9 protein-coding genes and 1 pseudogene are annotated in these 11,636 nt (G+C 59.7%); 3 read left to right on the top strand and 7 right to left on the bottom strand.

From position 1 onward, the window contains the following. The 6 genes and pseudogenes from ABJP42_RS13500 to purC form a co-directional block, all read right to left on the bottom strand. Positions 1 to 819 (bottom strand): annotated as a pseudogene (locus tag ABJP42_RS13500) (ribonuclease E/G); the annotation flags it as partial. 666 nt (positions 820 to 1,485) lie between these two features. Then, positions 1,486 to 2,823 (bottom strand): sigma-54-dependent transcriptional regulator, encoded by a 1,338-nt coding sequence (locus tag ABJP42_RS13495; protein WP_348341185.1) that lies wholly within the window; start codon positions 2,821 to 2,823, stop codon positions 1,486 to 1,488. A 36-nt stretch (positions 2,824 to 2,859) separates the two neighbouring features. Next, positions 2,860 to 4,632, bottom strand: a complete 1,773-nt coding sequence (locus tag ABJP42_RS13490) for a sensor histidine kinase (RefSeq protein WP_348341183.1) — start codon at positions 4,630 to 4,632, stop codon at positions 2,860 to 2,862. A 36-nt stretch (positions 4,633 to 4,668) separates the two neighbouring features. Beyond that, a complete protein-coding gene (gene purQ / locus ABJP42_RS13485) occupies positions 4,669 to 5,337 on the bottom strand; it encodes a phosphoribosylformylglycinamidine synthase subunit PurQ (RefSeq protein ID WP_348341181.1) in 669 nt (222 codons plus the stop codon). Next, complete coding sequence (gene purS, locus ABJP42_RS13480; RefSeq protein ID WP_348341179.1) at positions 5,337 to 5,567, bottom strand: phosphoribosylformylglycinamidine synthase subunit PurS; 231 nt, start codon at positions 5,565 to 5,567, stop codon at positions 5,337 to 5,339. Before purS ends, purQ begins: the two co-directional genes overlap by 1 nt. A gap of 111 nt (positions 5,568 to 5,678) precedes the next feature. Next, complete coding sequence (purC, locus tag ABJP42_RS13475; protein ID WP_348341177.1) at positions 5,679 to 6,440, bottom strand: phosphoribosylaminoimidazolesuccinocarboxamide synthase; 762 nt, start codon at positions 6,438 to 6,440, stop codon at positions 5,679 to 5,681. Positions 6,441 to 6,785: 345 nt separating this feature from the next. On the opposite strand from purC, the gene ABJP42_RS13470 reads away from it, so the two are divergent. From ABJP42_RS13470 to bmt, 3 genes are all read left to right on the top strand, one after another. Further along, a complete protein-coding gene (locus tag ABJP42_RS13470; protein ID WP_348341175.1) occupies positions 6,786 to 7,124 on the top strand; it encodes a DUF1476 domain-containing protein in 339 nt (112 codons plus the stop codon). Positions 7,125 to 7,326: 202 nt separating this feature from the next. Next, positions 7,327 to 9,264 (top strand): GNAT family N-acetyltransferase, encoded by a 1,938-nt coding sequence (locus ABJP42_RS13465; RefSeq protein WP_348341173.1) that lies wholly within the window; start codon positions 7,327 to 7,329, stop codon positions 9,262 to 9,264. A gap of 102 nt (positions 9,265 to 9,366) precedes the next feature. Beyond that, positions 9,367 to 10,392 (top strand): betaine--homocysteine S-methyltransferase, encoded by a 1,026-nt coding sequence (gene bmt, locus ABJP42_RS13460; RefSeq protein WP_348341171.1) that lies wholly within the window; start codon positions 9,367 to 9,369, stop codon positions 10,390 to 10,392. Between the two features lie 111 nt (positions 10,393 to 10,503). Here the strand turns inward: bmt and ABJP42_RS13455 are convergent, their stop codons facing one another. Beyond that, a complete protein-coding gene (locus ABJP42_RS13455) occupies positions 10,504 to 11,583 on the bottom strand; it encodes a PA0069 family radical SAM protein (protein ID WP_348341169.1) in 1,080 nt (359 codons plus the stop codon). Positions 11,584 to 11,636 lie beyond the last annotated feature (53 nt).

Below are 11,636 nucleotides of genomic sequence, written 5' to 3'. Positions count from 1 at the left end.
AGCGGCCCAATCTGCCGCGGCAGGTTTGTCTGCGGCAGATGTATCTTCGTCGGATTTGTCTTCGCCGGGCTTGTCTTCACTGGCCGCGTCGTCAGAACCAGCTTCAACGGCTTCAGAAGGCGCCGCTTCGGCTTCGGCCTCAGTAGCAGGTTCAACGGCCTCTGCTGCAGGCTGTTCTTCAGCAGCTTCGGCATCGCTGCCCTCGGCAGAGCTCGGCTCTTCTACTGGGGTGTCAGCCACCAGTTCCATCGGCGAAGACCCTTCGGGAACCTCTGCCAGTTTCGCCTCATCAGCTTCGACCTCATCAACAAGATCGATGGTTTCCATGCCGGCAATTTCCGATACCGCAGGGGTTTCGGACGCAGCTTCAGTGGCGGCGGGCTTTTGATCCGCTGCAGCGACCTCTTTGGTTTCTACCGCATCACCTGAACTGACTTTGGCCGCCTTAGAACGCGAGCCTTTACGGCCCCGCGAGCGGGATCTGGACGGCTTGGCGTCTTCTTCCTCATCACGGGCGCGCTGCGCTTCGGCATAGGCGCGCTCTTCTTCCATCAGGGCTTCGCGGTCAGCAACCGGGATCTGGTAGTAATCGGGGTGAATTTCCGAAAACGCCAAAAAGCCATGGCGGTTGCCGCCATATTCCACAAAGGCGGCCTGCAGTGAAGGCTCTACCCGTGTGACTTTTGCCAGATAAATATTGCCAGCTAGCTGGCGTTTGTTCTCGGATTCAAAGTCGAACTCCTCAACCTTGTTTCCGTCGACCACCACAACGCGGGTTTCTTCCGCGTGGGTGGCATCGATAAGCATCTTCTTTGCCATGTTTCCTTAGTGCACCTGCCCTGCGCAGACGCAAGCCTCCCCTTATCAAGGGGCCGCGCATGTATTGGGGGGTGTCTTGTCAGGGCGATCTGGGACGGCGCACTACAGGAGACGGCCCTGGAACTGATGTCCGGTCCTCGTGCCTGTATGCTCTTCGCTCGCGCGCGCGTCATCGCGTTACGTCTCCGACAGGTCGGGAGCTCCCGTTGCCTGCCTTGTTATCCCTCCTTGATTGATCAAAGAGGCGCTTAGCTGCTCCGTATGGTTTCGGAGCCAATCGGTCTGTCTCGCCTTTTCGGATCATGCCGCTGTCGGATCGTGCCGACGTCAGGTCATGCCGTGCAAATTGCGAGGCAGCGAATCTCATTCATATGGAGGGCCAATCGTCAGGGCTCTCTCCACGCCTTCACCATAAGACCAGCGCAGCGGCAATGACAATGGGCATTCGTCATCCGCGCGCGGCCAAAAGGGTAACAAAACCGGTAAAAGGCAAATTGATGTAGAGAAGGTTAATGAAAAGGTACCCATAGCTGAGCTTTCCGAGCAATCCCCAAGCCAAATCATTGGCTTTACGACAGAAATGGAATTTACCCACAGGTAAAGCCCGCCCCGCCGAAAAAGCATCTAGGCCGGGGAGGCACAGCCTCCCCGCATCAACGATAGGTGCTAGCCGAGGTAGTCAGAGCGCTGCAGCGCGTATTTTGCCATCTTCTCGTTCAGGGTGCGACGTGGAAGGCAAAGCTCTTCCATCACGCTGGCGATCGAGCCCTTGTGACGGCGCATGGTATTGTCGATCAACATGCGTTCAAAGGCTTCGACATATTCCTTCAGCGGCTTACCCTCGGTAGTCATCACCGGCTGCATCTCCTCGTGGTCGGACATCAGAAGCGAGGCAATGGTGCCAGAGCCACGCCGGGCCTGCAGCACTGCGCGTTCCGCCACATTGATCAACTGGCGCACATTTCCCGGCCAGGGCGCTTGCAACAGCTGCGCCGCTTCTTGGGCGGAGACCTGCGGCGCATCACAGCCGTATTCCTCGGCAAATTGCTCGCACAGCCGGGTGAACAGCGTCAGGATGTCTTCGCCGCGTTGGCGCAGCGGCGGTACGATGATGCGCAGCGCCGCCAGGCGGTAAAACAGATCCGAGCGCAGCACGTCTTCGCAGGTCTTGCCAGCCTCTTGCAGGTTGGAGATCGCGATAATGCGTGTCTCGCCCGGCATGCCCTGCTCGTTGATGGCGCTCAGCAGTTTGGCCTGCAGCGGTTCGCTCAAGGCTTCGATACCCTCCAGCACCAGGGTACCTCCACGCGCTTCTTCCAGGGCGGGCAGCAAGCTGTCTTCGGGTTGCATAGGCCCAAACAGACGTTTGGACAGCGCCTCCTCCTCGAGGGCAGCACAGGAGACCAGCACGAATTTCTTGCCCGCCCGGCTGCCAACCGCGTGCAGCGCATGGGCTACCAGGGTTTTTCCGGTGCCGGTCTCGCCATCGATCAGCACATGGCCATCCGCCTGCCCCAGATCAAGAATATCCTCGCGCAACCGTTCCATCACCGGGCTCATACCGATGAGTTTTCTCATGATCTGACCACCGCCAGAAAGCTCCCGGCGCAGCGCCCGGTTATCCAGCGTCAGGCGCCGCGCTGTGGTGGCGCGTTTGGCCAGCTCTGACATGCGATCCGGGTTGAAGGGTTTTTCTAGGAAGTCAAAGGCGCCCACCCGCATGGCCTCGACCGCCATGGGCACGTCCCCATGGCCGGTGATCATGATCACCGGCAGGCCGCTGTCGCTGCCCATCAGTTTTTTCAAAAACTGCATGCCATCCATGCCGGGCATCTTGATGTCGGAAATCACAATGCCGGGGTAATCGGCGCCAAGTTCCTTCAGCGCCTCTTCGGCGCTGGCAAAGGTCTCGGTATCGTAGCCCGAAAGCGCCAACCATTGGCTGATCGATTGGCGCATATCCTGCTCATCGTCAACGATCGCGATTTTCATGGCCTGTGCCATAGGACACCCCTTCTCTTCTTCAAATCTTTCAAGCTGCTATTCCGCAGCCTCGACCCCGTCGACCAGGATCGGCAATTGCATTTCAAACACGGCGCCGCTTTTTTGTCCGTTACGGGCCGAAAGCCGTCCCCCTAGGTCGTTCACGATCCCAGAGGAGATGGCAAGCCCCAGCCCAACCCCGTCACCGGCCTGTTTGGTGGTGTAGAACGGGTCAAACAGACTGCCAAAATCTTCAATCCCAATGCCATTGTCGCGCACCGACATGGTAGCGGTTTCGCCGGCCGCCAGCAGGATTTCCACCTCGGGCTCTTCCACAGATTTGGTGGCGTCCAGCGCATTGCGCAAGAGGTTGACCATAACCTGTTCCAAACGCATGCGATCAGCCATCACAAAGACCGGATCCTCGGGCAGAATGCGGGTGATTTTGACATGGCGTTGGCGCAGTTGCGGCTCCATCATCGACAGGGAGGACGCCAGCGCATCGCCAAGGTTTACAGGGCTGAAGGCATCGCCGCCCTTGCGGGCATAGGATTTCAGCTGCCGGGTGATGGCCCCCATGCGTTCAATCAAATCGTCAATGCGGCCAAAGGAGGCCAGGGCCTCTTCGGGGCGGTTGCGATTGAGCAAAAGCCGCGCCCCGGCCAGGTAGGTTTTCATCGCCGCCAAAGGCTGGTTCAGCTCGTGGCTTACCGCCGCTGACATCTCTCCCAAAGCCGCCAGTTTGGAGCTCTGCGCCAGGCTTTGTTCGGCCACCGCGAGGGTCTTTTGCATGCGTTCACGTTCGGCAATTTCCCGCTGGAGCCGGGCATTCAATACGCGAAGCTCCGCCGACTCACGCTGAAACAGCGCCATCCTCAGCGCTGTCTTGCGGCTGAGCGCATAGAAGGCCAGCGCCAGCAGAATCGCAAAACCCATGATTTCCAGCGCCAGAACCGCGTTCACCTTCTCGCGGATCGAAGCAAAAGTGGTGAAGGAGGTCATCCGCCAGCCCTGAAAAGGCACTCGGGTTTCCAGCCGCATCACCGCCTCACCCTGCAGATAGGCATCCGGCGGCAGGGTGTTCCAATCGGCTGTGGCCCGGATCGCCCGTTCAATGGCACTTTCAGGCGATTGCAGGACGACCGCCTCATCTTCCTTCAAGCCCCGCCAGCGGGCCTCGGTGGCAAGCACGATATTGCCCTTGCTGTCCGTGACTAGAACCGCATCCGAAACCCCGGCCCAGGCGCGTTCAAATTTGCGCAGGTCCACCTCGATGACAATGACGCCCAGCAGACCTGAGGTATCTACGATGCGGCGCGAATAGGTAAAGCGATAGCCGCCGACCTCGCGTTTGATCACCGAAAACACCGTTGACCTCGCCCGCGCCGCATCAACAAAATAGGCCTCGTTGCGGTGGTTTTCTCCCAATCGGTTGCGGTTGGTCGCCGCCACTGTGCGCCCGTCACTGGCCATCAGCATGATCGAGTTGGCGCCGATCTCTTCGATGAAGGAGAGCAGCCGCTGGGTCGACAAAGAGAAATCCTGACTTTGCAGGGCAGCAATCAGTGCCTGGTCGCGGGCCAGCAGCTGCGGCACAATAGCGTGACGGCGCAACTCACTGACAAGGTTACCAGAATAAAGCGCCAACCGCAGTTCGCCGCGGTTGCGGGTACTGTCGGTAAACCGATCGGTCAATTGCTGGTTGGTCACCCAGACGGTGACAGCCGCAACCCCCATGAACAACAGCAAAGCAAGCCGCGCGCGCCAGGGAATGGTGCGCGAGCCGGTCTCTTTGGAGGTGCTTTGGCGAAAACTCTGCGGGGCGTTCATAGGGGAATCCTATTCCTGCCGCCGCAGGAGCTCAAGTCACGCTGCTGCGACAATACCGGCCAATGCGCGAAACACTGCCGTTCCATCGGTGCCGCCATGGCCTTCGTCGGCAGCCCGCTCGGGATGCGGCATCATGCCCAGCACGCGGCGGTTTTCCGACAGGATCCCGGCGATATCATCCACCGACCCATTGGGATTATCGACATAGGTAAAGGCAATGCGGTCCTGATCCTTCAGGGCGGCAACTGTCGCTGCATCGGCATAGTAGTTGCCGTCGTGATGCGCGATTGGAATACCAATGGTATCGCCCTTGGCATAGTCCTGGGTAAAGACGCTGTCCTCGGTGGCGATCTGCAGATCAACCGTGCGGCAGATGTATTTCAACCCGGCATTGCGCAGCAACGCCCCCGGCAGAACGCCGGTTTCGGTGAGGATCTGGAAGCCATTGCACACGCCCATGGCATAGCCGCCACGATTGGCATGCTCGACAACCGCCTGGCAAATCGGAGACTGCGCCGCAATGGCTCCACAGCGCAGGTAGTCTCCATAGGAGAAGCCACCGGGAACCCCTACGATATCAATACCTTCTGGCAGGACGCTATCCTTGTGCCAGACCATGGAAACATCAAAGCCGGCCTGTTCAAAAGCAACCGCGAGATCGCGGTCACAATTGGATCCGGGAAAGACTACGACGGCTGCTTTCATCACTTCATCTCGATGCTGTAGGATTCGATCACAGTATTGGCGAGCAGCTTTTCGCACATCTCGGTCACATCAGCCTCGGTGGCTCCGGCTGCCAGATCAAGATCGACCACCTTGCCCTGACGCACGCCTTCGACCTTGTCAAAGCCCATGGCCCCCAATGCGTGGCGCACGGCCTCACCCTGTGGATCCAGAACCCCGTTCTTCAGCATTACATGCACCCGTGCCTTCATCGTGTCTTTCCTCAGGTTCGATGGGAGCCAGCCCTGGGCGGCGCCCTTTGCAGAAAATTGTCCCCGGCCCCGGTTATCACGACCAAGCCCGGGAGAAACAGCTATGCCAGATCAGTTCACCAGCGTTGGCTTGCTGGGGGCCGGCGGGTTGTTTGGCATCACGCCAAGACGCCGCGCCACTTCGCTATAGGCATCGGTCAGGCTGCCCAGATCGCGGCGAAATACATCCTTGTCGAGCTTCTGGCCGCTCTCGATATCCCACAGGCGGCAGCTGTCGGGGCTAATCTCATCGGCCACCACCAGACGCTGAAAATCGCCATCGTAGACGCGGCCGATTTCGATCTTAAAGTCCACCAAGCGGATACCAACGCCAAACATGACGCCCGACATGAAGTCATTCACCCGCAGCGCCAGGCTGAGTATGTCATCCATATCCTGCTGGCTGGCCCAGCCAAAGGCGGCAATATGCTCTTCGCTCACCAGCGGGTCACCAAGGCTGTCATCTTTGTAGCAGTATTCCACGATTGGGCGTGGCAGCTGGGTGCCTTCGTCAATGCCAAGCCGTTTCGACATGGAGCCAGCCGCATAGTTGCGCACGATCACTTCCAGCGGAATGATCTCGCAGGAGCGCACCAGTTGTTCGCGCATGTTCAGGCGTTTCAGGAAATGCGTTGGCACGCCGATCTGGCCAAGCCCCTGCATGAAATACTCGCTCAGGATATTGTTGAGCACACCTTTGCCCTCGATCACGTCCTTCTTTTCGGCGTTGAACGCGGTGGCATCATCTTTGAAATACTGCACGATGGTACCCGGTTCGGGACCTTCATAAAGTGTCTTGGCTTTGCCTTCGTAGATCTTTTTGCGACGTGCCATGAGGAGCCTTTCGAGGTAAAGGCCAGGAATCCCGGCCCGGTTTCTTGCCGCTCTCATAGGGCAAGGGGGGAAGTGCTGCAAGTATAGTGGAAGGCTTGGGCCCAATAGAACGCAGTTTGGTGCTTTTTCCGCAGGTTTAATCCCTCAAATGCGCCTCTTTGGCACAGCCTCCCCAATGCCTCCCCTTCTAATCGGGCCGCGCAGCGCGGCGGCGTATATCCTGCTAAGTGCAGTTGCCCCGGCAGGAAGTTCCCTCAGACGCGGCAAAACCGCCCTCTTTCCTTGCCCGGACCTGGGTTCAGCCCCATACTCATAAGGACGCAACTGTTTCAAGGAGGGAATGAGATGACGACATTTGATGACCGAGAGCAGGCTTTCGAGGCCAAGTTTGCCCATGATGAAGAATTGCGTTTCAAGGCCCGCGCCCGTTGCAATAATTTATTGGGGCTTTGGGCCGCACAGCTTCAGGGACTAAAAGGCTCCGATGCGGTAGGCTATGCCGCCACGGTGGTCTCGGCGGATCTGCAAGGTCCCGGCCACGAAGAGGTGCTGCGCAAAATTGCAGCAGATCTCAGCTCTGCCGCGAATGCGCCCCAAGGATCAGATCTGACGATGGAGGCCATCCGGAGCAAAATGGCTGATTTCCTGGTGCAGGCTCAGGAAGATCTGCTGGAAGAGGTATAACCCCACCAAAACCCACCTCCCACTCGCCAAAGGCGTGCCCAAGTCGGGTGTACTCCACTTATGGGGTTTACCTGGGGCAGAGCCTGAAATAAGGGCAAAAAGGTGCCTACATTTTTAGCGGTCCAGGGCGGAGTTAACGCGACACAAACCTGCGATTGCTAGTCTGACTGCCTGCCTTTTCCGGGCCAGCAGAAAGAATAAAATGCAGAGCCTAAAATTCCCCCTGGCGGGACGCACTCTTTACTATCTTCGCTTTTCGGCGCCTTTTGCCATGGCAGCGCTGTGCCTTTGGGCCCTCTCTGTCCGGGTGGAGCTGCCATCGTTTTCAGATATTGGCGCGCTGCTGGGAGCGCTGCACTTATGGCAATGGCTGGCGGCCTGTGGTGCCACCGCTATCAGTTTCTGGGCCTTGGGGCGCTATGATTCCGTGGCCCATCGGCATTTGCAAACCGGGCTGGACGGGACGGATGCCCGTACTTCCGGCATGGCAGCCATTGCTTTTTCGCAACTGGTTGGGTTTGGCCTGTTTACCGGCGCCTATGCCCGGTGGCGGCTGGTTCCCGGCCTGACTGCGATGCAGGCCGCACAGCTGACCGGGCTGGTGGGGCTGACCTTTATGGGCGCATTGGCGGTGATCTGCGGCGCTGCCATGCTACTGTTTCCGGTCTTTGCCTGGTTCACGCCGGTGGGCGCGCTTCTTGTCCTCGCAGCCTTCGCCATCTGTATCTTGAGCTTTGCCGTGCCCGAGCTGACCCTCGGCAAAATCTGTCTGCGCTGGCCGTCTATCACTGCCATGGCAGCTCTTTCTGTTTGGGCGCTGGTCGACGTAATGGCCGCCGCCACGGCCCTATGGTTCCTGCTGCCCGGCACCCTTGATATCAGCTGGGGATCGCTGTTTGCAGTCTATGCTATTGCTCTGGGGGCGGCGATCCTCTCATCAGCCCCTGGCGGCACTGGCCCGCTGGAACTGATGATCTTTTCGCTTTTGCCGATGCAGGACAGCACCGGGTTATTGGCAGCTTTGCTGGCGTTTCGCCTAGTTTACTACGCCCTGCCCGCCGCATTGGCCTGCGCTCTTATGGCCTGGCCGGACCGGTTTCGGACCATCCGCGCGCCCCTTACGGATCCGGATCTTCTGGGGGCCCGGCAGGCCTGTGCAGCCAGCCTGCCGCAGCAAAGGCAGCGGGCTGAGTCAGCCGTTATTCGACAGAATGGCGGTCACCTTCAGGCCTTTGGCTTCAACCAGCTCGCCCTGCTGGACAGCCCGCAAATCTCGGTTGCGCTGTTCGATCCAATCCTGGGTACCGTCAAAGAAACCCTTGCCCCGCTGCAAAAATACGCGCAACAGCGCAATGTAACACCTTGCTTTTACAAATGCTCAGCCCGCAGCGCCCTGGCGGCGCGTCAGGCAGGCTGGGCGGTGATGCGTATCGCCGCCGAGGCCGTGATCACCCCCCAGAGCTTTAGCGAGGCGGGCTCAAGCCACCGTCAACTGCGCCGCAAGCTGCGGCATGCCGAAAAGGCCGGTATCACAGTGCGCCCCGCCCCGCTGAGTTTGCCGATTTCACAGATGGGCGAACTGGATCTGGCCTGGCAAGACCGCCATGGCGGCGCCCGCGGTACCACAATGGGCCGGTTTGAACCCAATTACCTGGCCGGCCAGCGGGTGTTTCTGGCCTGGCAAGAGGAGCGTATCATCGGTTTTGTCAGCTTTCATATTGCCGAAACCGAATGGTGCCTCGATCTGATCCGGATCTGCCCTGATGCGCATGATGGCACCGGTCACGCCCTGCTGCGCACTGCGATAGCCACCGCCAAAGAAGAGGCAATCCCGCGCCTGTCGCTGGCTGCCGTGCCTGATCACCGCCATGCGGCACGCATGGATCAGGGGCTGCGTCGTTTCAAGGCCTGTTTTGCCCCCCATTGGGAGCCTCTCTACATGGCCTGCCCCAGCTGGAGCGCCATGGCTCTGGCCGGTTTTGAACTGTTCCGGCTCATCCATCACCCAGGACAGGTCCGGCCGGCCTTGCTCAGCGATGGCCAAAACACTGACCTCGCCTCCCCGCCCCCTCGCAACGAAGAGGCAGAGGATCAGGCCTGGACCGCCGTTGCATCAATGCAAAGGGTGCGCGCCTCATAATCAAGTTGAGGATTATGCGATTGCTCTAGCCCCTCTCTCATGACACTGCAGGCGACAACTGACTTCGCGCGACGACACCTCTCTTTTGACAGGACATACCCCATGACCACTTTGTTTGCTGACTTCCTTGCGGAAAAAGACGTGCTTTTGGCCGATGGTGCCACCGGTACCAACCTCTTCAACATGGGGTTGCAATCGGGGGATGCGCCCGAACTGTGGAACACGGATGAGCCCAAGAAGATCATGGCGTTGTATCAAGGTTCGGTGGATGCGGGCAGTGATCTGTTTCTGACCAACAGCTTTGGAGGTACTGCCGCGCGGCTAAAACTGCACGAAGCCCAGGGCCGGGTCCGCGAGCTGAACCGGGCCGCTGCCGAGCTGGGCCGTGAAGTGGCTGATAAATCTGACCGCAAGATTGCCGTTGTTGGCTCTGTTGGGCCTACCGGCGAAATCATGCTGCCCGTAGGTGAGTTGAGCCACGAGCTAGCGGTTGAAATGTTCCACGAACAGGCCGAAGCCCTGAAAGAGGGCGGCGTTGATGTGCTCTGGGTTGAGACCATTTCGGCCCCGGAAGAATTTCGCGCCGCTGCTGAGGCCTTCAAACTGGCGGACATGCCCTGGTGCGGCACCATGAGCTTTGACACTGCCGGGCGCACAATGATGGGCGTGACCTCTGCCGATCTGGCGCAGCTGGTCGAGGACCTGCCCAACCCGCCACTGGCCTTTGGCGCCAACTGCGGCACCGGCTCCTCGGATATTCTGCGCACAGTTCTGGGCTTCGCCGCCCAGGGAACCACGCGTCCGATGATTTCCAAAGGCAATGCTGGCATTCCAAAATATGTCGACGGCCATATTCACTATGATGGCACCCCAGAGCTGATGGGCGAATATGCTGTGATGGCCCGCAATTCAGGTGCCAAGATCATTGGCGGCTGCTGTGGCACCATGCCGGACCACCTGCGCGCCATGCGCGAGGCACTTGACACCCGCCCTCGTGGTGAGCGCCCCAGCCTAGAACAGATTGTCGAGGTGCTTGGCCCCTTCTCCTCCGCCAGCGATGGCACCAGCGAAGAAGACCAGGCCGCCACCGAGCGCCGCTCCCGCCGTGGGGGTCGCCGCCGCGGTTAAACCGCTTATCTTACAGAATACAAACAACGGGGCAGTGCCAGGCGGCGCTGCCCCGTTGTCTTTGACGCACGCCTCATGGCGGTTCAGCGCGCGCCTAACGGGCATAGGGTCTCAGAACAGGGCCATTTGATCCCCCGGCTGGATGGGACGTCGAAACAAATCACTGCGCAACGCGCTGGAAGACCGATCCAGGCCCAATCGCTTGCAAGCGGCATCAAACCTCCGTCCGATCATCCCAGCATATTCGCCTTCGCCGCGCATCCGCTGGCCCCAGCGCGGATCGTAGTCACGGCCGCCGTGCATCTCGCGCAGACGCGCCATGACCTTGGCTGCGCGGTGGGGTTCATGTTCTGCCAGCCAGTCCTGCCACAGCACGGAGACCTCGCGCGGCAGACGCAGCATGATCCAGCTGGCGGCATCCGCACCTGCCTCTGCGCCAGCGGCCAGCAGCGCCTCAAGCTCGTGATCCGTCAACCCCGGCACAATCGGCGAAGTCATCAGCCGCACCGGGATCCCGGCCTGGGACAAGCGGTTGATCACCGCCAGTCTGCGCGCAGGCGTAGGCGCCCGCGGCTCCATCCGCCGGGACAGATCAGGATCCAGCGTGGTCACGGAAATTCCAACCCGCGCCAGACCTTTGGCCGCCATTTCCGCGAGGATATCAATGTCCCGCTCGATCAGGCTACCCTTGGTGACAATGGCCACCGGGTGGTTGAAATCGCGCAGCACCTCAAGACAGGCGCGGGCCAGACCATAGTCCCGCTCGCAGGGCTGGTAGGGGTCGGTATTGGTGCCCATGGCCAGGGTTGCCACCCTGTAGCGTGGTTTTGACAGCTCTTGACGCAGCACCTCGGCCACATTGGGCCGCGCTATCAGCCGGGTTTCAAAATCCAGCCCCGGCGACAGACCAAGATAGGCATGGCTGGGGCGGGCAAAACAATAGATGCAGCCATGTTCGCAGCCGCGGTAGGGATTGACCGAGCGATCAAAGGGCAGATCCGGCGAGCGATTGTAAGAGATCACGCTGCGCGCCTGCTCCAGCCGGATTTCGGCGGGAATCACCTCCGGTGGCACCTCTTGCGTCCAGCCGTCATCGACAGGCTCGCGGGTCAGATCAAAGCGACCTGACGCATTGCTAAGGCTAGCGCGGGCTTTGCGACGCGGGCCTGGGGAGTGAATCACATGTTCCATTTTGCCAGTGTGACAGGCATTTTGGAACAAATGAAGAACAAACCCGAGAAATC

This window comes from Pseudophaeobacter sp. (genome assembly GCF_039971195.1).
Lineage (GTDB): Bacteria > Pseudomonadota > Alphaproteobacteria > Rhodobacterales > Rhodobacteraceae > Pseudophaeobacter.
Note: the sequence above shows the minus strand (reverse complement) of the source record. Positions and strands in the feature narration are given on the sequence as shown.

Excerpts from the sequence above, each read along its gene's own strand:
- ABJP42_RS13495 (WP_348341185.1), bottom strand. The coding sequence starts at position 2,823 with ATGGCACAGGCCATGAAAATCGCGATCGTTGACGATGAGCAGGATATG.
- ABJP42_RS13490 (WP_348341183.1), bottom strand. The coding sequence starts at position 4,632 with ATGAACGCCCCGCAGAGTTTTCGCCAAAGCACCTCCAAAGAGACCGGC.
- purQ (WP_348341181.1), bottom strand. The coding sequence starts at position 5,337 with ATGAAAGCAGCCGTCGTAGTCTTTCCCGGATCCAATTGTGACCGCGAT.
- purS (WP_348341179.1), bottom strand. The coding sequence starts at position 5,567 with ATGAAGGCACGGGTGCATGTAATGCTGAAGAACGGGGTTCTGGATCCA.
- purC (WP_348341177.1), bottom strand. The coding sequence starts at position 6,440 with ATGGCACGTCGCAAAAAGATCTACGAAGGCAAAGCCAAGACACTTTAT.
- ABJP42_RS13470 (WP_348341175.1), top strand. The coding sequence starts at position 6,786 with ATGACGACATTTGATGACCGAGAGCAGGCTTTCGAGGCCAAGTTTGCC.
- ABJP42_RS13465 (WP_348341173.1), top strand. The coding sequence starts at position 7,327 with ATGCAGAGCCTAAAATTCCCCCTGGCGGGACGCACTCTTTACTATCTT.
- bmt (WP_348341171.1), top strand. The coding sequence starts at position 9,367 with ATGACCACTTTGTTTGCTGACTTCCTTGCGGAAAAAGACGTGCTTTTG.
- ABJP42_RS13455 (WP_348341169.1), bottom strand. The coding sequence starts at position 11,583 with ATGGAACATGTGATTCACTCCCCAGGCCCGCGTCGCAAAGCCCGCGCT.